This window comes from Streptomyces sp. KPB2, assembly GCF_003950055.1.
Taxonomy (GTDB): domain Bacteria; phylum Actinomycetota; class Actinomycetes; order Streptomycetales; family Streptomycetaceae; genus Streptomyces; species Streptomyces salinarius.
The window spans coordinates 2,363,441-2,385,223 of the sequence record NZ_CP034353.1 but is presented as its reverse complement, the minus strand read 5'-3'; the positions used below and the strand labels follow the sequence as shown (position 1 = coordinate 2,385,223).

Sequence of the window (21,783 nt, the reverse complement as noted above, 5' to 3'; positions counted from 1 at the left end):
GAGCACACCGACAAGGACGCAGACATGACCCGCGTGATCGCCGGCAAGGCCGGCGGACGTCGCCTGGCCGTCCCGCCGGGAACCGGTACCCGCCCCACCTCCGACCGCGCGCGCGAGGGCCTGTTGTCCACCTGGCAGTCCCTGCTCGGCGGCCCGCTGGACGGTGAGCGGGTCCTCGACCTGTACGCGGGCTCCGGCGCCGTCGGCCTGGAGGCGCTCTCCCGCGGCGCCGGGCACGTCCTGCTCGTCGAGGCCGACGCCCGCGCCGTCCGCACGGTCCGCGGGAACGTCGCGTCCCTCGGTCTGCCCGGCGCCGAGGTCAGGTCGGGCAAAGCGGAACAGATCATCCGTACCCCGGCCCCGGCGGAGCCGTACGACGTCGTCTTCCTGGACCCGCCGTACGCCGTCTCGGACGACGATCTTCGGGAGATCCTGCTCACACTCCGCACTCAGGGGTGGCTCGCGCCGGAAGCGCTCGTCACCGTGGAGCGCAGCACCAGAGGCGGCGAATTCCACTGGCCGGACGACTTCGAGGCGATCCGGTCCCGTCGCTACGGCGAGGGAACGTTTTGGTACGGTCGCGCCGCCTCTACGTGCGAAGACGCACGATGACCGGACCGGAGAGCGAGGGAACACAAGTGCGCCGTGCCGTCTGTCCCGGGTCATTCGACCCGATCCACAACGGACACCTCGACATCATCGCCCGTGCCTCCAGCCTCTACGACGAGGTCTACGTCGCGGTGATGATCAACCGGTCCAAGAAGAGCCTGTTCGAGATCGAGGAGCGGATCGACCTCATCCGCCGGGTCACCGCCGAGTACGGCAACGTCCGCGTGGAGTCCTTCCACGGCCTGCTGGTCGACTTCTGCAAGCAGCGCGAGATCCCGGCCATCGTCAAGGGCCTGCGCGCGGTCAGCGACTTCGACTACGAGCTGCAGATGGCCCAGATGAACAACGGCCTCTCGGGTGTGGAGACCCTCTTCGTCCCCACCAACCCGACCTACAGCTTCATGTCGTCCTCCCTGGTCAAGGAGGTCGCGACCTGGGGCGGCGACATCTCCCACCTGGTGCCGCCGCTGGTCCTCGAAGCCCTCACGGAGCGCCTGAGGAACCGCTGACCGCTCCGTCGCGCGAGAACCGCCACCGCCCGCGGGGACTGACAATCCGTCACCCGGTGTCCGCCGGACATCCCGGGGTCGTACAGTCGTCCCGTCCGTCTCCAACACAGCAGTAGAGAGTGGCGAGCACACGGTGGACGTGCAGAACAAGCTCGACGAGATCACCGCGATGGTCTCCGGCGCCCGCGCCATGCCCATGTCGGCCTCGTGCGTGGTCAACCGCGCCGAACTGCTCTCGCTGCTGGAAGAGCTCCGCGCCGAGCTGCCCGGCTCCCTCGCCCAGGCACAGGAGCTGATCGGCGACCGTGAGCAGATGGTCGCGCAGGCCCGCCAGGAGGCCGACCGGATCATCGAGAGCGCGCACGCCGAGCGCGGCTCCCTGATCGCCGACACCGAGGTCGCCCGCCGCTCCCGGGCCGAGGCCGACCGGATCCTCGCCGAGGCCCGCCAGGAGGCCGAGGAGGTCCGCGCCGAGGCCGACGACTACGTCGACTCCAAGCTCGCCAACTTCGAGGTCGTCCTCACCAAGACCCTCGGCTCCGTCGGCCGCGGCCGCGAGAAACTCCTCGGCACCGGACCCGGCCTCGACGAGAACGGCTACGAGGACGAGGACGCCCCCGAGCGCAGCCACGACCCCGAGACCCTGCGCCGCGACGCCGACACCTACGTCGACACCAAGCTCGGCGCCTTCGAGGCCGTGCTGGCCAAGACGCTGGAAGCGGTCGGCAAGGGCCGCCAGAAGCTGCACGGCCGCATCGCCACCGACGATCTCGGCGCCCTCGCCGACGACATGACCACCGTCCAGCACTCCAGCGACGCCGACTACCTCGCCGACCTGGCCGGCCTCGCCGACGCCCCGGCCGCCCCCGCCGAGCGGCCCCAGTACGGCGAGCCGCAGCCCGCCGCCGCCCAGGTGCCCGCGCAGACCGTGCCGGAGATGCCGGCCCAGGAACCGGCGTACGGCTTCGCGGCGCAGCAGCAGCCGGACCCGTACGCGGCGTACCAGCAGACCTACGACGGCGGGCAGGACCCGTACGGCTACCAGCAGCAGGGCACCGACCCGTACGGCTACCCGTACGACGGCGGGCAGCACACGTACGGCGGGCAGCAGGGCTACCCGCAGCCCCCGGAGCAGCCCCCGCACGCCCCGCAGGCCCAGCCGCAGGCGCTCGACGAGACCAGCCTCTTCGACACCAGCATGATCAGCGCCGAGCAGCTGAGGGCCTACGAACAGGGCCGCGGACTCTGAGGAGCGAGGGGGTCGCCCGGCCCGGATTGGGACGAGAGCGAATGGTCCAGTATCCTGGCTCTTCGGTCGCGCGTACGTCCGCGATCGCCGCTGCCCGGGAACACCGAAGGGCGGCGCCCCCCACCACGAAGACCGAAAGCAGGAATGGTTCTGAACGCGCGCCTCGACCACCGCGACCCCCTCGTGTTCGACACGCACGAGCTGGGACGGCGGCCCGGTGCGCTCCAGCGCCTGACCCGCACGGTCGACGCCCCCAAGGACTTCGGTCTCCAGGGGGTCATCGGAGTGCCGGAAGGTGCCCCGGTGGAGCTCGATCTCCGGCTCGAGTCGGTCATGGAAGGTGTGCTCGTCACAGGCACCGCCCGTGCCAGGGCCGAGGGAGAGTGCGTAAGGTGTCTGGAGCCGCTCGAGCAGCAGCTCGTAGCGGACTTCCAGGAACTGTTCTCGTACCCTGACGCCGACGACCGTGGCCGCCCCGTGGCGGAACCGGGCGACGACGCCGAGGACGACGAGGACAGGCTCTTCGTCGAGGACGGACTGATCGGCCTCGAACCCGTGCTGCGCGACGCGGTGGTGCTCGCACTGCCGATGCAGCCGGTGTGCCAGGAAGACTGCCCGGGTCTGTGCTCCCAGTGCGGAGTGCGCCTGGCGGACGACCCGGACCACCACCACGACGCCGTCGACATTCGTTGGGCGGCATTGCAGGGACTCGCCGGTTCACTCGGAGACGGCGAGAAGGACGAGATGAGCGGCGACGGGTCGGATTCCGCGGACGCCGCCGAGAAGCAGGAGAAGTAGCCGTGGCTGTTCCGAAGCGGAAGATGTCGCGCAGCAACACGCGCCACCGCCGGTCGCAGTGGAAGGCTGCGGTCCCCACCCTGGTTGCGTGCGAGCGCTGCCACGAGCCCAAGCAGCAGCACATCGCGTGCCCGTCTTGCGGCACTTACAACAAGCGCCAGGTCCTCGAGGTCTGAGCGGCTGGTGAGAGGCACTGTGTCAGTCCCCAAGAAGGCGGAAGACGCCAAGGCGGACCCACCCGCCAAGAAGAAGGCGGACACCCAGGCCTCGTCCCACACGCTTCTGGAAGGGCGGCTCGGCTATCGGCTCGAGTCCGCCCTTCTGGTGCGTGCACTGACCCACCGTTCCTACGCGTACGAGAACGGCGGTCTGCCGACGAACGAGCGGCTGGAGTTCCTCGGTGACTCCGTGCTCGGCCTCGTCGTCACGGACACGCTGTACCGCACCCACCCCGACCTGCCCGAAGGCCAGCTGGCCAAGTTGCGGGCCGCGGTGGTCAACTCGCGTGCGCTGGCGGAGGTGGGCCGCGGGCTCGAACTCGGCTCCTTCATCCGGCTCGGCCGCGGTGAAGAGGGCACGGGCGGCCGGGACAAGGCGTCCATCCTCGCCGACACCCTCGAAGCGGTGATCGGCGCGGTCTATCTCGACCAGGGCCTCGACGCGGCCTCCGAACTGGTGCACCGCCTGTTCGACCCGCTGATCGAGAAGTCCTCCAACCTCGGTGCCGGCCTGGACTGGAAGACCAGCCTCCAGGAGCTCACCGCGACCGAAGGGCTCGGCGTCCCCGAGTACCTGGTCACGGAGACCGGCCCCGACCACGAGAAGACCTTCACTGCTGCCGCCCGCGTCGGAGGCGTCTCGTACGGCACCGGCACCGGCCGCAGCAAGAAGGAGGCGGAGCAACAGGCCGCGGAATCCGCGTGGCGGTCCATCCGGGCCGCGGCGGACGAGCGTGCCAAGGCGACGGCCGACGCCGTCGACGTGGACCCCGACGAGGCGTCCGCCTCCGCCTGACCCACCCACCGCACGGTCCGAACGCCCGTCCCGCCTCAGGGGCGGGCGTTCGGCCGTCACCCGTTCACCGGTCCCGTCCACCGGCCCACCCGAGGGGAAGCCATGCCCGAGTTGCCCGAGGTAGAGGTCGTACGACGCGGCCTGGAACGCTGGGTCGCCCACCGGACCGTCGCCGACGCCGAGGTCCTGCACCCGCGCGCGGTGCGCCGGCACATCGCGGGCCCCGACGACTTCGCCCACCGCCTGGCGGGCCACCGCATCGGCACCCCCAGCCGCCGGGGCAAATACCTGTGGCTGCCCCTGGAGGACACCGACCAGGCGGTCCTCGCCCACCTCGGCATGAGCGGCCAGCTCCTGGTCCAGCCGCACGAGACCCCCGCCGAGAAGCACCTGCGCATCCGGGTCCGCTTCGCCGACGCCCTCGGCACCGAACTCCGCTTCGTCGACCAGCGCACCTTCGGCGGCCTCTCCCTGCACGACACGTCCGCCGACGGGCTGCCCGACGTCATCGCGCACATCGCCCGCGACCCGCTGGACCCGCTCTTCGACGACGAGGCCTTCCACCTCGCCCTGCGCCGCAAGCGCACCACGATCAAACGGGCCCTGCTCGACCAGTCCCTGATCAGCGGCGTCGGCAACATCTACGCGGACGAGGCCCTGTGGCGCGCCCGCCTGCACTACGAACGCCCGACGGCCACCCTCACCCGCCCCCGCACCACGGAACTCCTCGGCCACGCCCGGGACGTGATGAACGCCGCCCTCGCCGTGGGCGGCACCAGCTTCGACAGCCTGTACGTCAATATCAACGGCGAGTCCGGCTACTTCGAGCGCTCACTCGACGCGTACGGCCGCGAGGGCCTGCCCTGCCGCCGGTGCGGCACACCGATGCGCCGCCGGCCGTGGATGAACCGCTCCAGCTACTTCTGCCCGAAGTGCCAGCGACCGCCGAAGGTCACGCCGTAGGCGTCCGGCGCTCGTCGTACCGCTCGCGCGACGCCAGGACCTCGTCCATCCGTCCCTCGACGCACTCGATGAGCGCGAGCAGCCGCCCGGCCACCTCGCGCCCCAGCGCCGTCAGCTCGTAGTCCACGCGGGGCGGGTTGGTCGGCTGCGCCTCGCGGTGCACCAGCCCGTCGCGCTCCAGCGCGTGCAGGGTCTGCGCGAGCATCTTCTCGCTGACGCCGTCCACCCGGCGCCGCAGCTCGTTGAACCGGAACGACCCCTCGTACAGCGCGCCCAGCGTCAGCGCGCCCCAGCGCCCCGTGACGTGCTCCAGGGTGCCGCGCGAGGGACAGGCCCGGGAGAACACGTCGTACGGCAGATCCTGCTCCGCCGTCCGCTCCTGCGTGGTCGACATGCCCCCAGCGTACGTGAGCACAGCGCTGCGCCGCAGAGTGCGCAGGGTGGTGGACAGCGCCGGGCGGGGGTGTTTCCGACCGGTCAGTAGCCGAAGTCCTGTGTCCACCACGGGCCGCCGGAGCCGAAGTGGACTCCGACGCCCAGGGTCTTGAAGTCGCAGTTCAGGATGTTGGCCCGGTGGCCGGGGCTGGCCATCCAGGCGTCCATCACGGCCTGGGCGTCGGCCTGGCCGCGGGCTATGTTCTCGCCCCCGAGGCCGCTTATGCCGGCCGCGGCCGCCCGGTCCCAGGGGGTCGCGCCGCTGGGGTCGGTGTGGTCGAAGAAGCCCTGGGTGGCCATCGCCCGGCTGAAGTCCTCGGCCAGTTCGCGCAGGGCGCTGTTCGCGGCCACCGGGCTGCAGCCCACCTTGGCCCGTTCGTCGTTGACCAGCTTGAGCACCTGGGCCCCGGCGACGGCTTCCTCCGAGACGGCCGCGGGCGTGCCGGGCCCGGCGGGTTCCTTGGCGGCCGGGCGGGAGGGCGTGGGCTTCGGCTTGGCGCTCGGGGGCGTCTTCGGTGTCCTGGTCTTCGACGGCGTACCGGCCGGGGCGGCGGGCTTCGAGGCCGGTGCCGAGGTGGCGGGGGAGGACTGCGAGGGGGACGGGGAGTCCTTGGCGGACTCCTTCTGCGACTCCTTCGACTCCTTCGACGCGGACGGCGACGAGGACGACCGGGAGGGCGAGGCGGAGCGGTCGGTGCCGCGGCTCGTGGCGGCGTCGTCGCCCCGGCCCGGGCCGGCGCTGCCCGAGGTGCCGCCCTGCTGGGACGGGGTGTTCGTCGGGGCCTCCTGGGCCCGCACCGGATCGCCGCCGGTGCTGCTGTCGCCACCGATCCGGTAGTTGTCGAGGCCGGGGACCGCGCCCGTGGCCACCGCCACCGTGCCGATGGCGACCGCGGCTGACACGCCGAGGAGACCGGTGCGGACACCGGCTGCCGCCTTCTTGCGACGGCGACGGCGTCCCCCGCCGGGCCCCGACCCGGCGTCGGGCGTGTACCCCTCCGCGGGGAAGGCGACGGTGCGGCCGGCCTGCGGGGCCTCGCCGTCCGGGCCGTCCGCGAACAGGTAGGCGTCGCTCTTGGCGCGGACCTCGGCGTACGCCTCGGGGTTCAGGTAGGGGGCGATCCCCATCGCGGGGGTCTCGTCCGGCGCCTGCGGGCCGCGGCCCCGTCCCGTCGTCGTACCGGGCGTCTCGTGGCCCCCCGCGGCGCGGCCCGTGGCGGCGCGGCCGGCGGCGGAGCGTCGGTGGCGTCCCATGTCCTGGCCTTCCTCGTCCTCGTCCTCGCGCGGGGGAGTGCCCTGCGGTCGACTGTGCTCAAGATCAACACGGAACTCACACGATCGAGTGAGTTTCATGTGGGATTCATTGGACCGGGACGGTACCGCATGGCGCCTGGGGGTGAAGTGTCGCGCGGGACATTGACTGGTTAGGTTGCAGTCATGAGCGAGGATGTACGACTGGTCGCGTGGGTGCGCGGACAGGTCCAGGGCGTGGGTTTCCGCTGGTTCACGCGGGCCAGGGCGCTGGAACTCGGCGGGATGAGTGGTTTTGCTCTCAATTTGGGCGACGGCCGGGTCCAGGTCGTCGCGGAGGGCCCCCGCGAGCGCTGCGAGGGGCTGCTCGACTGGCTGCGCGGTGACGACACGCCCGGACGCGTGGACGGAGTCACCGAGATCTGGGACACACCTCGCGGCGGCTACGACGGCTTCGCCATCCGCTGACGACCCGCCGCGCGACGGCCCCCGGACACCGGAAGGACCCCCTCCCGCAGGGGTGGCCGGGACGAAAACGGGCAGGTGGTTGCCAAGGGCGGCCGCTCGTGGGAGGCTCCGCACGCAGAATGATCGCCACGCCCCCAGGGGCCCGCAGGAGTCGCAGCGTCGCCGTTTCCCGGCCGCATGCCCCCGGGCGCCCGCCAATACGGGGCGTGATCGTGTTGACCGTCAAACTTTTTGGTGAGACGCTGAAAGCCCCGCGCACCTTAGCTGTTTGGCATGGTTGAACGGCAGCAAAACTCCAAAGTGCCAAGCACCGCGGGTGCGATTCCCTGACGACCCACACCGCTTCGGTCGGTCACTCATTGTGGAGGACCATCCATCATGGCAAAGGCGCTTCTCGGTTACGTCGGCGGCTCCGACCCTCGACTCCTCGCCGAGATGCGACGGCTCCAGCAGCGCGTCCAGGACCTGGAATCCGAGCTCGGACGAATCCAGGCGGAGAACGACGCGCTGGCGGCTGCCGCTTCTCACGACAGGATCATGGAGAGCATGGAGAGCGTTGACGCACACCAGGCGGAGCCTGCGCTCACCTGATCACTGCATCGCTCCACCACGGCACAGCAGTGGTTGGGACCGCCCGTACAACCGCTCAGGTGTCAGAGTCTGCAAGGGACGCTTCGGCGTCCCTTCTTTCTTTCCCGGCCCCCGTCCCTGTCTCGCCGCTCGCCCCGCCGTCTCGCCCCGTCCCTGCCCCGCGCAACCTTTCACCCTCTTCAACGTCTGATGTGCCCTGCCCGTTCACCGGTGAAACCGCGACGGTTCACCGGTTCGTGGAGTGAGACGGACCCGAAAGGTAGAGTCCGACGGCGTGCACCTGAAGGCCCTGACCCTCCGCGGATTCAAGTCGTTCGCCTCGGCGACCACGCTCCGGTTCGAGCCGGGCATCACCTGTGTCGTCGGCCCGAACGGCTCGGGCAAGTCCAACGTCGTCGACGCGCTCAGCTGGGTCATGGGCGAACAGGGCGCCAAGTCGCTGCGCGGCGGCAAGATGGAGGACGTCATCTTCGCCGGCACCACCGGCCGCCCGCCACTCGGCCGGGCCGAGGTGTCGCTGACCATCGACAACTCCGACGGCGCCCTGCCCATCGAGTACGCCGAGGTCACCATCACGCGGATCATGTTCCGCAACGGCGGCAGCGAGTACCAGATCAACGGCGACACCTGCCGCCTCCTCGACATCCAGGAACTGCTCTCCGACTCCGGCATCGGCCGCGAGATGCACGTCATCGTCGGCCAGGGCCAGCTCGACTCCGTCCTGCACGCCGACCCGATGGGCCGCCGCGCCTTCATCGAGGAGGCCGCCGGCGTCCTCAAACACCGCAAGCGCAAGGAGAAGGCGCTCAGGAAACTGGACGCGATGCAGGCCAACCTCGCGCGCGTGCAGGACCTCACCGACGAACTGCGGCGCCAGCTCAAGCCCCTCGGCCGGCAGGCCGCCGTCGCCCGCCGGGCCGCCGTCATCCAGGCCGACCTCCGCGACGCCCGGCTCCGGCTCCTCGCCGACGACCTGGTCCGGATGCGCGAGGCGCTGCAGGCCGAGATCGCCGACGAGGCCGCCCTCAAGGAGCGCAAGGAGACCGCCGAGCAGGAGCTCGGCCGGGCCCTGCGCCGCGAGGCCGACCTGGAGGACGAGGTGCGCCGGCTCACCCCGCGCCTCCAGCGCGCCCAGCAGACCTGGTACGAGCTGTCCCAGCTCGCCGAACGCGTGCGCGGCACGATCTCGCTCGCCGACGCGCGCGTGAAGAGCGCCACCTCGGCGCCGCCCGAGGAGCGCCGGGGCCGCGACCCGGAGGAACTGGAGCGCGAGGCCGCCCGCGTCCGCGAACAGGAGGCCGAACTCGAAGCGGCCCTGGAGGCGGCCGAACACGCCCTGGAGGACACGGTCGCCCACCGCGCCGACCTCGAACGCGAACTCGCCGTGGAGGAGCGCCGCCTCAAGGACGCGGCCCGCGCCATCGCCGACCGCCGCGAAGGACTTGCCCGGCTCAGCGGCCAGGTCGGCGCCGCCCGCTCCCGCGCCGCCTCCGCCCAGGCCGAGATCGAACGGCTGGCCGAGGCCCGCGACGCGTCGCGCGAGCGGGCCGCCGCCGCCCAGGAGGAGTACGAAACCCTCCGGGCCGAGGTCGACGGACTCGACGCCGACGACCGGGAACTCGCCGAGCGCCACGACACCGCCAAGCTGCGGCTGGCCGAGGCGGAGACCGCGCTGAGCACCGCCCGCGAGGCGGCCACCGCCGCGGAACGCGAGCGCGCCGCCACGCAGGCCCGCCACGAGGCCCTCGCCCTCGGCCTGCGCCGCAAGGACGGCACCGGCGCACTGCTCGCCGCCAAGGACCGGCTCACCGGACTGCTCGGCCCGGCCGCCGGGCTCCTCACCGTGACGCCGGGCCACGAGGCCGCCCTCGCCACCGCGTTCGGCACCGCCGCCGACGCCCTCGCGGTGACCTCCCCGGCGGCCGCCGCCGACGCCATCCGCCTGCTGCGCAAGCAGGACGCGGGCCGCGCCGCCCTGCTGCTCGCCGGCGCCCCCGACGCCGTACCGGACGAGACGCGCGACACGCGCGCGGACGGGTTGCCGTACGCCGCCGACCTGGTCCAGGGTCCCGCCGAGCTGATGCCCGCCGTACGGCGGCTGCTGCGGGGGATCGTCGTCGTCGCCACCCTGGAGGACGCCGAGGATCTCGTCTACGCCCGCCCCGGGCTGACCGCCGTCACCGCCGAGGGGGACCTGCTGGGCGCCCACTTCGCGCAGGGCGGGTCCGCGGGGGCGCCCAGCCTCCTGGAGGTGCAGGCGTCCGTGGACCAGGCCGCCGCCGAGCTGGAGGAGCTGGGCGTGCGGTGCGAGGAGCTGGCCGGGGCACAGGAAACGGCCGTCGCACGGCGCCGGGAGTGCGCCGCGCTCGTCGAGGAGCTGGGGGAGCGGCGCCGGGCCGCCGACCGGGAGAAGTCGTCCGTCGCCCAGCAGCTGGGCCGGCTCGCGGGACAGGCACGGGGCGCCGCCGGCGAGGCGGAACGGTCCGCCGCCGCTGCCGCCCGGGCGCAGGAGGCGCTCGACAAGGCGCTCATGGAGGCCGAGGAACTGGCGGAGCGACTGGCGGTGGCCGAGGAGATGCCGGTCGAGGAGGAGCCCGACACCGCCGCCCGCGACCGGCTCGCCGCCGACGGGGCCAACGCCCGCCAGACCGAGATGGAGGCCCGGCTCCAGGTCCGTACGCACGAGGAGCGGGTCAAGGGGCTCGCCGGCCGGGCCGACTCCCTCGACCGGGCCGCCCGCGCCGAACGTGAGGCACGCGCGCGTGCGGAACAGCGGCGGGCCAGGCTGCGGCACGAGGCCGCCGTCGCCGAGGCGGTCGCCACCGGCGCCCGGCAGCTGCTCGCCCACGTCGAGGTCTCCCTCACCCGCGCCGACGAGGAGCGCACCCTCGCCGAGGCCGCCAAGGCCCGCCGCGAACAGGAACTGACCGCCGCGCGCACCGCCGGACGCGACCTCAAGGCGGAGCTGGACAAGTTGACGGATTCAGTTCACCGGGGCGAGGTACTCGGCGCCGAGAAGCGGCTGCGCATCGAGCAGCTGGAGACCAAGGCGCTGGAGGAACTCGGTGTGGAACCGGCGGGGCTCGCGGCCGAGTACGGCCCCCATCAAGAGGTGCCGCCCTCGCCCCCCGCCGAGGGCGAGGTGCTCCCCGAGGACCCGGACCACCCGCGCAATCGCCCGCGGCCGTTCGTCCGCGCCGAGCAGGAGAAGCGGCTGAAGGCCGCCGAGCGCGCCTACCAGCAGCTCGGCAAGGTCAACCCGCTGGCGCTGGAGGAGTTCGCGGCGCTGGAGGAGCGGCACCAGTTCCTCAGCGAGCAGTTGGAGGACCTGAAGAAGACCCGCGCCGACCTGCTCCAGGTCGTCAAGGAGGTCGACGAGCGCGTCGAGCAGGTCTTCACCGAGGCCTTCCGGGACACCGCCCGGGAGTTCGAGGGCGTCTTCGGCCGGCTCTTCCCGGGCGGCGAGGGACGGCTGATCCTGACCGACCCCGACAACATGCTCACCACGGGCGTGGACGTCGAGGCCCGGCCCCCGGGCAAGAAGGTCAAGCGGCTGTCGCTGCTCTCCGGCGGGGAGCGCTCGCTGACCGCGGTGGCCATGCTGGTGTCGATCTTCAAGGCCCGGCCGAGTCCGTTCTACGTGATGGACGAGGTCGAGGCGGCCCTCGACGACACCAACCTGCAGCGGCTGATCCGGATCATGCAGGAGCTGCAGGAGGCCTCACAGCTGATCGTGATCACGCACCAGAAGCGCACGATGGAGGTCGCCGACGCGCTCTACGGCGTGTCCATGCAGGGCGACGGTGTGTCGAAGGTCATCAGCCAGCGGCTGCGCTAGTCCGAACCCTTTCGGTTCAAGGCCGCCCGACCACAGTTAACTTCAACTCTTGAACGAGTAACCCTGCTCGGCATCCTCAAACTCACACCTCTCGCCCTATTGACTTCGAAACTTGAAGGCATAGTCTCTGCAACGTTGCTTTTACCTTCAGGTCCCTTCAGTGGCACCTCGAAGGGCGAACCGCCCCGGCAGCGTTGCCGGTAGCCCGAGGAGTACACGTGGCCAGCACATCGCAGGCACCCAGTCCAGGAGCCAGGACGGCTCATCCCGATCATCTCGGGCACGTCATCTTCATCGCGGCGGCGGCCGCGATGGGCGGTTTCCTGTTCGGTTACGACAGTTCCGTGATCAACGGTGCCGTCGAGGCCATCCGGGACCGCTACGACGTCGGCTCCGCGGTACTGGCCCAGGTCATCGCCGTCGCCCTGATCGGCTGTGCCATCGGCGCCGCGACGGCGGGCCGGATCGCCGACCGCATCGGCCGTATCCGCTGCATGCAGATCGCGGCGGTCCTCTTCACCGTCAGCGCCGTCGGCTCCGCGCTGCCCTTCGCGCTGTGGGACCTGGCGATGTGGCGCATCATCGGCGGTTTCGCCATCGGCATGGCCTCGGTGATCGGCCCCGCCTACATCGCCGAGGTCTCCCCGCCCGCCTACCGCGGCCGGCTCGGCTCCTTCCAGCAGGCCGCGATCGTCATCGGCATCGCCGTCTCCCAGCTGGTCAACTGGGGCCTGCTGAACGCCGCCGGCGGCGACCAGCGCGGCGAGCTGATGGGCCTGGAGGCCTGGCAGGTCATGCTCGGCGTCATGGTGATCCCGGCCATCCTCTACGGCCTGCTGTCCTTCGCCATCCCCGAGTCCCCCCGCTTCCTGCTCTCGGTGGGCAAGCGCGAGCGGGCCAAGGAGATCCTGCGGGAGGTCGAGGGCAAGGACGTCGACTTCGACGCCCGGGTCGCCGAGATCGAGCACGCGATGCACCGCGAGGAGAAGTCCTCCTTCAAGGACCTGCTGGGCGGCAGCTTCTTCTTCAAGCCCATCGTCTGGATCGGCATCGGCCTCTCCGTCTTCCAGCAGTTCGTCGGCATCAACGTCGCGTTCTACTACTCCTCGACGCTGTGGCAGTCGGTCGGCGTCGACCCGACGCAGTCGTTCTTCTACTCGTTCACGACGTCGATCATCAACATCGTCGGCACCGTGATCGCGATGATCTTCGTGGACCGCGTCGGCCGCAAGCCGCTCGCCCTGATCGGCTCCGTCGGCATGGTGATCGGCCTCGCGCTGGAGGCGTGGGCCTTCTCCTTCGACCTGGTCGACGGCAAGCTCCCGGCCACCCAGGGCTGGGTCGCGCTGATCGCCGCCCACGTCTTCGTCCTCTTCTTCGCCCTGTCGTGGGGTGTGGTCGTCTGGGTCTTCCTCGGCGAGATGTTCCCCAACCGCATCCGCGCCGCCGCGCTGGGCGTGGCCGCCTCCGCGCAGTGGATCGCCAACTGGGCCATCACCGCGAGCTTCCCGTCGCTGGCCGACTGGAACCTCTCCGCCACCTACGTGATCTACACGGTCTTCGCCGCCCTCTCCATCCCCTTCGTGCTCAAGTTCGTGAAGGAGACCAAGGGCAAGGCCCTGGAGGAAATGGGCTGACACCCGCCCGCCCCGAACCCGGGGAGGAGGGCCAAGTCCCCGCTGCCCCTCTCCCCGCACCGTCCGCCGCCCCGCCCGGTCTTTTTCCGGGCGGGGCGGCGGTGTACCGGGACCCGTTCGGCAGGCGAGCGCGAGCACGAGCGTGAGCGCCGACGCCCCCACTCCCGCGGCGTGCGGGAGCGGGGGCGTCGGTAGGCGTACGTCAGTACGTCAGTACGTCAGACGGTCACGGCCTCGGGCTGCTCGGCCCGCTCCGTGCGCGCCGCGGGGGCGACCAGCGCCGGCTTCGGCAGGACTGCGTACAGCAGACCGGAGATCACCACCGTGGCCACCCAGCCCAGGCCGTACTCGCCCACGAAGTTGTTCGTCGCGAGCGGGCCGGTGAACCAGTCGGACGTGGTGAACATCAGACCGGCGGCCAGGCCCACCGCCCAGGCGGCGACGGCGGCGGGGGAGAAGCCGCCCCGGTACCAGTAGGCGCTGGTGCGCGAGGTGTCGGCCATCGCCTCGCCGTCGTACTCCCGCCCGCGCAGCATGTCCGCGCCGAAGACGCCGACCCAGGCGGAGAAGGCGACCGCGAGCAGGGACAGGAAGGCGATGAAGGAGCCCATGAAGCTGGTCGCCACCAGCATCAGCACGCCGCCGAAGACCAGCGAGATCACGGCGTTGACCGAGACCGCCCAGTGCCGCGGGACCTTGAAGCCCAGGGTCTGCGCGGTGAAGCCGGCCGAGTACATCGACATCGAGTTGATCAGCAGCATGCCGATCAGCGCGATCAGCAGGTAGGGCACCGCGATCCAGGTGGGCAGGATCTCGCCCAGGAAGGAGACCGGGTCGGCGGCCGAGGCCAGGTCCGGGGTGGAGACGGCCATGATCATGCCCATCAGGACCATGGGCAGGACGACGATGCCGGCGCCGCCGACCGTGACGCCCACGATCCCCCTCGAAGAGGCCGTACGCGGCAGATACCGCGTGAAGTCGGGCGCGGACGGGATCCAGCTGACGCCGCCGGCCGCGATCAGCCCGACGCCCGTGATCATCGCGGCCACCGAACCGGCGGACCGGTCGAAGACCGCGGACCAGTCCGTGTCGACGACCAGATAGCCGAGCACCAGCACCGAGAAGGCGCCGAAGAGATACGTCGCGTACTTGTTGCACTTCTGCACGGCGTTGATGCCCAGCCCCGAGATCGCGAACGTCGCCACGACGAAGGCCAGCAGCGTCACCATGTCCAGCACGCTGTTCGCCCGCATGCCGAACACGATGTCCAGCACGGTGAGCACGGCATAGGCGCCGGTCACCGCGTTGATCGTCTCCCAGCCCCAGCGGGCGACCCAGATCAGCGAGCCGGGCAGCAGATTGCCCCGCTGCCCGAACACGGCACGGGACAGCGCCATGCCCGGAGCGCCGCCGCGCTTGCCGGCTATGCCGATCAGGCCCACCAGGCCGTACGACACGACGGGCGCCGCCGCCGCGACGACCAGGGCCTGCCAGAAGTTGAGGTGGTACGCCACGACGAGGCTCGCGCCCATCGTGAGCAGCAGCACGCTGATGTTGGCGCCGACCCAGGTCGGGAACAGCTCGCGGGTCCGGGCGGTGCGCTCGTGGTCGGGCACCTGCTCGATGCCACGGGTTTCCAGGGCGCCTTCGTTCTCGGCGGTCTTGCTCATGTGGGGGGTCCGTGCCTCGATCGTGGGGAAGAGGGGCCGGTCGGGACTCTACGCGCGTTGACGCGTCCTCCTCCATCGTACTTTGCTCCGACTCGTTCCTTCCAGGGCCCTTTGTCCTTCGGACGAAACCACAAGCGCAACGACAGCGAGACCACAAGCGAAACCAGAAGGGCCGACAGCGGGGGCCCGTGCCGGGGGTCACGCATACTGGACCCGTTATGGAAATCGTCATCCTTGCTGTAGTCATCGCCGTGGTCGTGATCGGCGCGCTCGGCGGGCTGGTCGTCGGCAGTCGCCGCAAGAAGCAGCTGCCCCCGCCGCCCCCCGCCACGCCCGACATCACCGCCCCTCCGGCCGAGCCGCACGTCGGTGAAGAGGCCGAGACGCCGCGCGACGAAACGCGCCGGACGATAGAGGAGGTCGACCTCCCGGACGGCGGCACCGCCACCGTCGAGGAGCCGCCCGTCGTCGAAGAGCTCGAGATCCCGCAGATCGAGGTTCCCGAGCCCACCGCCGGCCGACTGGTCAGGCTCCGCGCCCGCCTCTCCCGCTCGCAGAACGCCCTCGGCAAGGGCCTGCTGACCCTGCTGTCCCGGGAGCACCTCGACGACGACACCTGGGAGGAGATCGAGGACACGCTGCTCACCGCCGACGTCGGCGTGCAGCCCACCCAGGAGCTGGTCGAGCGGCTGCGCGAACGGGTGAAGGTGCTCGGCACCCGCACCCCCGAAGAGCTGCGCGGCCTGCTGCGCGAGGAGCTGATCAACCTCGTCGGCCCCGACATGGACCGCGAGGTCAAGACCGAGCCCGCCACCGGCAAGCCCGGCATCGTGATGGTCGTCGGGGTCAACGGCACCGGCAAGACCACCACCACCGGCAAGCTCGCCCGCGTCCTGGTGGCCGACGGCCGCAGCGTGGTCCTCGGTGCCGCCGACACCTTCCGTGCCGCCGCCGCCGACCAGCTGCAGACCTGGGGCGAGCGGGTCGGCGCCCACACCGTGCGCGGGCCGGAGGCCGGCGACCCGGCGTCCGTCGCCTTCGACGCGGTCAAGGAGGGCAAGGAGCTGGGCTCGGACGTCGTGCTCATCGACACCGCAGGCCGCCTGCACACCAAGACCGGCCTCATGGACGAGCTGGGCAAGGTCAAGCGCGTCGTGGAGAAGCACGCCCCGCTCGACGAGGTGCTGCTCGTGCTCGACGCCACCACCGGCCAGAACGGCCTGATCCAGGCCCGGGTCTTCGCCGAGGTCGTGGACATCACCGGCATCGTGCTCACCAAGCTGGACGGCACGGCCAAGGGCGGCATCGTGGTCGCCGTGCAGCGCGAGCTGGGCGTGCCGGTCAAGCTCATCGGGCTCGGCGAGGGTGCGGACGACCTGGCGCCGTTCGAGCCCGCGGCCTTCGTGGACGCCCTCATCGGCGAGTGACGCCGCGCCGCGCGCGGCGTCCCGCATACGCACGCACGCGAGAAGCGCCCGCCTCCCGGACCACCGGGGGACGGGCGCTTCGCCGTGTCGGCGGCGGGCGGGGGCGATGAGCCCGGGGCGGCAAACGCGCCGGGGCGCGCGCCGGGGTGGGGCCGTACGTGCGCCGGGGCGCGGGGGACGGGCGCGGCCGGACGGGGCGCCGGAATGGCGGCGGGCGGGCGCGGCGGGGCTCGGTGCCGGTGTGCCGTCGGCGGGGTATTCGGTGCCACCTCGCAGGTGGCGTCCGGCATGAGTGCCGGAATGGCGGCGGGCGGGGGACGCCCGTCGGTGCCGATGCGGCGCCCGTGGGGGCGGCTGTCGCGCAGGCGGGCCTGACGGCGGTTCGGGTGCGGGTGACTCGGATGCGTGTGAGCAGGGTTGCCGCCTGTGTCCGCCGGGTGGCGGGCCAGCAGGCGCGCCAGGCACGCGGCCCGCGCGCGAGCGGGAGTGGCCCGGCGGCGCTCCTTTCGGGAGCCGGACGCGCTCGGCGTACGGGTGTAGGGAGGGGCGCGTGCCGGCCGTACTGCGGGTGCCGGGCGAGCAGGCGTGCCGACCGCACTGGGGAGTGCCGGGCGTGCCGGGCGAGCAGGCGTGCCAGCCGTACGGGGCGTGCCGGGTGGGCGGCGTGACGGGCGTGACGGGTGGGCGGTTACGCGCGGGACCGGTGGGCGACGTACGCCAGTGTCCCCAGGAGCAGCCGGGCCGCCGGTGGCCTCGTGGCCGAGTCCAGGGCCGGGGGCCGCAGCCAGCGCACCGGCCCTCGGCCGCCGCGGTCGGAGGGCGGGGCGGTGATGTACGTACCCGGGCCGAGGCCGCGCAGGTCGAGGGCGGACGGGTCGTCCCAGCCCATGCGGTACAGCATCCGGGGCAACTCGGCGGCGGCGCCCGGCGCGACGAAGAAGTGGGCGCGGCCCTGCGGCGTCGCCGCGACCGGGCCCAGCGGCAGGCCCATGCGCTCCAGCCGGGACAGCGCCCGCAGGCCGGCGGGCTCGGCCACCTCGATCACGTCGAAGGTCCGCCCGACCGCCAGCATCACCGCGGCGCCCGGATACCGCCCCCACGCCTCACTCGCCTCGTCGAGCCTCGCCCCGGCGGGCACCTCGGGCGCGAAGTCCAGAGGATGCGCGCCCGGCGCCGGACAGTCCGGCAGGCCGCACGAGCAGGCACCCGCGGCGGTCCGGGCGCCCGGCACCACGTCCCAGCCCCACAGCCCGGTGTACTCGGCCACGACGGTGCACTCCGAAGCGCGGCCGCGGCGGCGCGCGCCGGACCGGATCTCCCGCATGCCCCGACTGCTGCCGATACCGATCGTGAAGCCCATGCCCCCTCCAACGGGTCCGACCCAGCGGCGGTTACGCAGCGGACGTGAAACGTGACTCTCCGCTTCCAACTCCCCAGTCCGATGCCGTTCAGACAGCGTCCGGAAGCACTCCGGGTGGTGTGTCCGACCGCGCACGCCCCGGTGCGCACCGTTGCACCGACTCCCGGCTGGCCTATGTCAAGTGAATCGCGTCCCGGCCACCGTGAGTTCATTCGAAGGGGTGGCGAATGGTGGCGATTCCGCAATCGCCATGGCTGAACGAGTGATCGCGGGACTACTTTGTGTGCATGGAGCCTTGGGGCACATGCACTTGTGGGTATGCCGGAGGCAACCCGGTCCTCCGTGCGAAGGGTGTCAACCACCGGACGGCGGGCCGCAACCACCGGCATTCTGATAGGGCTTGGCGCACTCGGCGACAGGTGGTCTCAGGGATGGGGGCGTTCCAGTGAGTGGCAACGGCGGAAGCGGTACGAGCGCGGGGAGCGCGTCGCACGCTGACAAGCGCCCGAACGAGCTGCTCACCTCCTGGTTCGCCCGCAGCGGCTGGTCCAAGGGTGAGCTGGCCCGCCAGGTCAACCGCCGGGCCCGCCAGCTGGGCGCCAACCACATCTCCACCGACACCTCACGCGTGCGCCGCTGGCTCGACGGGGAGAACCCGCGCGAGCCGATCCCGCGGATCCTGTCCGAGCTGTTCTCCGAGCGTTTCGGCGTCGCCGTCTCCGTCGAGGACCTGGGCCTGCGTTCCACCCGCCCCACGCCCTCCGCGACCGGCGTCGACCTCCCCTGGACGGGCCCGCAGACCGTGGCCCTGCTCAGCGAGTTCTCGCGCAGCGACCTCATGCTGGCGCGGCGCGGCTTCCTCGGGAGCTCGCTGGCCCTCTCCGCGGGCCCGTCCCTCATCGAACCCATGCAGCGCTGGCTCGTCCCCACGCCCTCCGCCGGCCCGTCGGCGGAGGGCGAGTCCGCCGCCCCCGCCTCCCGCGCGCGCGGCCGACTGTCCAGGCCGGAGCTCGACCTGCTGGAGTCCACGGCCGTGATGTTCCGCCGCTGGGACGCCCAGTGCGGCGGCGGTCTGCGCCGCAAGGCCGTGGTCGGCCAGCTGCACGAGGTCACCGACCTGCTCCAGGAACCCCAGACGGAGACCACCCGCGCCAAGCTCTTCAAGGTCGCCGCCGAGCTGGCCGAGCTGGCCGGCTGGATGTCGTACGACGTGGGGCTCCAGCCCACCGCCCAGAAGTACTTCGTGCTCGCCCTGCACGCCGCCAAGGAGGCGGGGGACCGGCCGCTGGGCTCGTACATCCTCTCCAGCATGAGCCGCCAGATGATCCACCTCGGCCGGCCCGACGACGCCCTGGAGCTGATCCACCTCGCGCAGTACGGCAGCCGCGACTGCGCCGGCCCCCGCACCCAGTCGATGCTGTACGCGATGGAGGCCCGCGCCTACGCCAACATGGGGCAGCCCGGCCGCACCAAACGCGCGGTGCGGATGGCGGAGGACATCTTCGCCGAGGCCGACGAGTGGGACGAGCCGGACCCCGACTGGATCCGCTTCTTCTCCGAGGCCGAGCTGTACGGCGAGAACAGCCACTCCTTCCGCGACCTCGCCTACGTGGCCGGCCGCAGCCCCGCCTACGCCTCCCTCGCCGACCCGCTGATGCGCCGGGCCGTGGAGCTGTTCGCCAAGGACGAGGAGCACCAGCGTTCCTACGCGCTCAACCTGATCGGCATGGCCACCGTGCACCTGCTGCGCCGCGAACCCGAGGAGAGCGCCGTCCTGGCCAAGGAGGCCATGGGCATCGCCAAGAAGGTCCGATCCGAACGCGTCAACACCCGCATCCGCAAGACCGTCGACACGGCCGTACGCGATTTCGGCGACCTCGGCGAGGTCGTCGACCTCACCGAACGGCTCGCCGTCGAGCTGCCGGAGACCGCCGAAGCGGTCTGAACCCCCACCAGCCCCGGCCGCGGCCGGCCCTCCCGAACTGCCCGACTCGGCTCCCCCATGCCAGGTCATTCGGAGGCCGCCGCGGCCGGTTCGCGTCCCGGTGCGGACCGTCCCGGCACCACGCGACCCCATCCGTCCGCACCCGGCCGTTCACCCACGCGTAACACGTACCGCGCCTTCGTCACGGCGGCGAAACAACGAGGGGCCTCCACCGAAACCGCGCTGCGCCAATCTCATGGCGCATAACCGGCCCACCCCTCACCGCCCGCCCAGGCTTCGCCCGCACGGGGCCGTACCAACGACGAGGAGACGCCGATGGCTCCAGCCATCACGCTCGCGGCAGAGACCGAGCTCTCCGCAGCCAACACCGGCTTCATGCTCATCTGCTCCGCCCTGGTGATGCTCATGACGCCCGCCCTGGCCTTCTTCTACGGAGGCATGGTCCGTGTCAAAAGCACCCTGAACATGCTGATGATGAGCTTCATCAGCCTCGGCATCGTCACCGTCCTGTGGGTGCTCTACGGCTTCTCCATGGCGTTCGGCACCGACTCCGGCAGCCTCGTCGGCTGGAACTCCGACTGGGTGGGCCTGAGCAACATCGGCCTGACCGAGCTGTGGGACGGCTACACCATCCCCGTCTTCGTGTTCCTGGTCTTCCAGCTGATGTTCGCCGTCCTCACCCCGGCCCTGATCAGCGGCGCCCTCGCGGACCGCGTGAAGTTCACGGCCTGGGCGCTGTTCATCGCCCTGTGGGTCACGATCGTCTACTTCCCCGTCGCCCACTGGGTCTGGGGCGCCGGCGGCTGGGCCTTCGAACTGGGCGTGATCGACTTCGCGGGCGGCACGGCCGTGCACATCAACGCCGGTGCCGCCGCGCTCGGCGTGATCCTCGTCATCGGCAAGCGGGTCGGCTTCAAGAAGGACCCGATGCGCCCGCACAGCCTGCCGCTGGTCATGCTCGGCGCCGGACTGCTCTGGTTCGGCTGGTTCGGCTTCAACGCCGGTTCGTGGCTCGGCAACGACGACGGCGTCGGCGCGCTGATGTTCGTCAACACCCAGGTCGCCACCGGCGCCGCCGTCCTCGGCTGGCTCGCCTACGAGAAGATCCGGCACGGCGCCTTCACCACCCTGGGCGCGGCCTCCGGCGCCGTCTCCGGCCTGGTCGCCATCACCCCGGCCGGCGGCGCCGTCTCCCCGCTCGGCGCGATCGCCGTCGGCCTGATCGCCGGCGTGGTGTGCGCCATGGCCGTCGGACTGAAGTACAGGTTCGGCTACGACGACTCCCTCGACGTGGTCGGCGTCCACATGGTCGGCGGCATCCTCGGCTCGCTGCTCGTCGGCCTCTTCGCCAGCGGCAAGGGCCAGTCCGACGCCCAGGGCCTCTTCTACGGCGGCGGTCTCGACCAGTTCTGGAAGCAGTGCGCGGGCGTCTTCGGCGTCCTCGCCTACTCCCTGGTCGTCTCCGCGGTCCTCGCCTTCCTGCTGGACAGGACGATCGGCATGCGAGTGTCGGAGGACGTCGAGGTGGCCGGCATCGACCAGGCCGAGCACGCCGAGACCGCATACGACTTCAGCGGCGCCGGGGGCGGCGCCGCCCGGACGACCGCCACGCCGGCCGCCTCCACGGCCGGGTCGGCCCCGAGCAAGAAGGTGGACGCATGAAGCTCATCACCGCCGTCGTCAAGCCGCACCGGCTCGACGAGATCAAGGAGGCCCTCCAGGCCTTCGGGGTCCACGGCCTGACCGTCACCGAGGCCAGCGGCTACGGCCGCCAGCGCGGACACACCGAGGTCTACCGGGGTGCCGAGTACACCGTCGACCTGGTGCCCAAGATCCGCATCGAGGTCCTGGTCGAGGACGACGACGCCGAGCAGCTGATCGACGTCGTCGTCAAGGCGGCCCGCACCGGCAAGATCGGCGACGGCAAGGTCTGGGCGGTCCCGGTCGACACGGCCGTACGGGTCAGGACCGGCGAGCGCGGACCCGACGCGCTCTGACACCACCGAAGAACAGGAGTCG

19 protein-coding genes are annotated in these 21,783 nt (G+C 71.6%); 15 read left to right on the top strand and 4 right to left on the bottom strand.

The window, feature by feature from the left end; all coding sequences use genetic code 11:
* Positions 1-24: 24 nt before the first annotated feature.
* From rsmD to mutM, 7 genes are all read left to right on the top strand, one after another.
* A complete protein-coding gene (rsmD, locus tag D1J63_RS10200) occupies positions 25-612 on the top strand; it encodes a 16S rRNA (guanine(966)-N(2))-methyltransferase RsmD (protein ID WP_125628649.1) in 588 nt (195 codons plus the stop codon).
* A 26-nt stretch (positions 613-638) separates the two neighbouring features.
* Entirely contained in the window at positions 639-1,118 is a 480-nt protein-coding gene (gene coaD, locus D1J63_RS10195; protein WP_102932899.1) for a pantetheine-phosphate adenylyltransferase, read from the top strand.
* Between the two features lie 133 nt (positions 1,119-1,251).
* The gene (locus tag D1J63_RS10190) at positions 1,252-2,367 is read left to right on the top strand and encodes an ATP synthase F0 subunit B (RefSeq protein ID WP_125628648.1); all 1,116 of its coding nucleotides are present in this window, start codon (positions 1,252-1,254) and stop codon (positions 2,365-2,367) included.
* Positions 2,368-2,511: 144 nt separating this feature from the next.
* Positions 2,512-3,165 (top strand): YceD family protein, encoded by a 654-nt coding sequence (locus D1J63_RS10185; protein ID WP_102932897.1) that lies wholly within the window; start codon positions 2,512-2,514, stop codon positions 3,163-3,165.
* A gap of 2 nt (positions 3,166-3,167) precedes the next feature.
* On the top strand, positions 3,168-3,341 hold the full coding sequence (gene rpmF, locus D1J63_RS10180) for a 50S ribosomal protein L32 (protein ID WP_003951102.1): 174 nt from the start codon (positions 3,168-3,170) through the stop codon (positions 3,339-3,341).
* Positions 3,342-3,348: 7 nt separating this feature from the next.
* Positions 3,349-4,179: a ribonuclease III gene (rnc, locus tag D1J63_RS10175; protein WP_161377550.1), complete on the top strand. Its 831-nt coding sequence runs from the start codon at positions 3,349-3,351 to the stop codon at positions 4,177-4,179.
* Between the two features lie 102 nt (positions 4,180-4,281).
* Entirely contained in the window at positions 4,282-5,142 is an 861-nt protein-coding gene (mutM, locus tag D1J63_RS10170; protein WP_125628647.1) for a bifunctional DNA-formamidopyrimidine glycosylase/DNA-(apurinic or apyrimidinic site) lyase, read from the top strand.
* Here mutM and D1J63_RS10165 read toward each other — a convergent pair.
* Both D1J63_RS10165 and D1J63_RS10160 read right to left on the bottom strand, forming a co-directional pair.
* A complete protein-coding gene (locus D1J63_RS10165) occupies positions 5,132-5,536 on the bottom strand; it encodes a helix-turn-helix domain-containing protein (RefSeq protein ID WP_061442352.1) in 405 nt (134 codons plus the stop codon). The two genes, mutM and D1J63_RS10165, sit on opposite strands and share 11 nt — an antisense overlap.
* A gap of 83 nt (positions 5,537-5,619) precedes the next feature.
* The gene (locus D1J63_RS10160; protein WP_125628646.1) at positions 5,620-6,831 is read right to left on the bottom strand and encodes a CAP domain-containing protein; all 1,212 of its coding nucleotides are present in this window, start codon (positions 6,829-6,831) and stop codon (positions 5,620-5,622) included.
* A 183-nt stretch (positions 6,832-7,014) separates the two neighbouring features.
* Between D1J63_RS10160 and D1J63_RS10155 the strand changes: the two genes are divergently transcribed.
* The 4 genes from D1J63_RS10155 (at position 7,015) to D1J63_RS10140 (ending at position 13,362) form a co-directional block, all read left to right on the top strand.
* Entirely contained in the window at positions 7,015-7,296 is a 282-nt protein-coding gene (locus D1J63_RS10155; RefSeq protein ID WP_007444898.1) for an acylphosphatase, read from the top strand.
* 378 nt (positions 7,297-7,674) lie between these two features.
* The gene (locus D1J63_RS10150) at positions 7,675-7,887 is read left to right on the top strand and encodes a hypothetical protein (protein ID WP_003973418.1); all 213 of its coding nucleotides are present in this window, start codon (positions 7,675-7,677) and stop codon (positions 7,885-7,887) included.
* Between the two features lie 274 nt (positions 7,888-8,161).
* Positions 8,162-11,725, top strand: a complete 3,564-nt coding sequence (gene smc / locus D1J63_RS10145) for a chromosome segregation protein SMC (protein WP_125628645.1) — start codon at positions 8,162-8,164, stop codon at positions 11,723-11,725.
* Positions 11,726-11,943: 218 nt separating this feature from the next.
* On the top strand, positions 11,944-13,362 hold the full coding sequence (locus D1J63_RS10140) for a sugar porter family MFS transporter (protein ID WP_125628644.1): 1,419 nt from the start codon (positions 11,944-11,946) through the stop codon (positions 13,360-13,362).
* A 218-nt stretch (positions 13,363-13,580) separates the two neighbouring features.
* On the opposite strand, the gene D1J63_RS10135 is transcribed toward D1J63_RS10140, so the two are convergent.
* Positions 13,581-15,032 (bottom strand): cytosine permease, encoded by a 1,452-nt coding sequence (locus D1J63_RS10135; RefSeq protein ID WP_125628643.1) that lies wholly within the window; start codon positions 15,030-15,032, stop codon positions 13,581-13,583.
* A 218-nt stretch (positions 15,033-15,250) separates the two neighbouring features.
* On the opposite strand from D1J63_RS10135, the gene ftsY reads away from it, so the two are divergent.
* A complete protein-coding gene (ftsY, locus tag D1J63_RS10130) occupies positions 15,251-16,459 on the top strand; it encodes a signal recognition particle-docking protein FtsY (RefSeq protein WP_164712782.1) in 1,209 nt (402 codons plus the stop codon).
* Between the two features lie 688 nt (positions 16,460-17,147).
* Here the strand turns inward: ftsY and D1J63_RS10125 are convergent.
* The gene (locus tag D1J63_RS10125; RefSeq protein ID WP_102927702.1) at positions 17,148-17,819 is read right to left on the bottom strand and encodes a bifunctional DNA primase/polymerase; all 672 of its coding nucleotides are present in this window, start codon (positions 17,817-17,819) and stop codon (positions 17,148-17,150) included.
* Positions 17,820-18,264: 445 nt separating this feature from the next.
* On the opposite strand from D1J63_RS10125, the gene D1J63_RS10120 reads away from it, so the two are divergent.
* The 3 genes from D1J63_RS10120 (at position 18,265) to D1J63_RS10110 (ending at position 21,761) form a co-directional block, all read left to right on the top strand.
* Entirely contained in the window at positions 18,265-19,764 is a 1,500-nt protein-coding gene (locus D1J63_RS10120; RefSeq protein ID WP_125628642.1) for a hypothetical protein, read from the top strand.
* A gap of 315 nt (positions 19,765-20,079) precedes the next feature.
* On the top strand, positions 20,080-21,426 hold the full coding sequence (locus tag D1J63_RS10115) for an ammonium transporter (protein ID WP_125628641.1): 1,347 nt from the start codon (positions 20,080-20,082) through the stop codon (positions 21,424-21,426).
* Positions 21,423-21,761, top strand: coding sequence for a P-II family nitrogen regulator (locus D1J63_RS10110; protein ID WP_003973409.1), 339 nt, complete (start codon positions 21,423-21,425; stop codon positions 21,759-21,761). Before D1J63_RS10115 ends, D1J63_RS10110 begins: the two co-directional genes overlap by 4 nt.
* Positions 21,762-21,783: the final 22 nt, after the last annotated feature.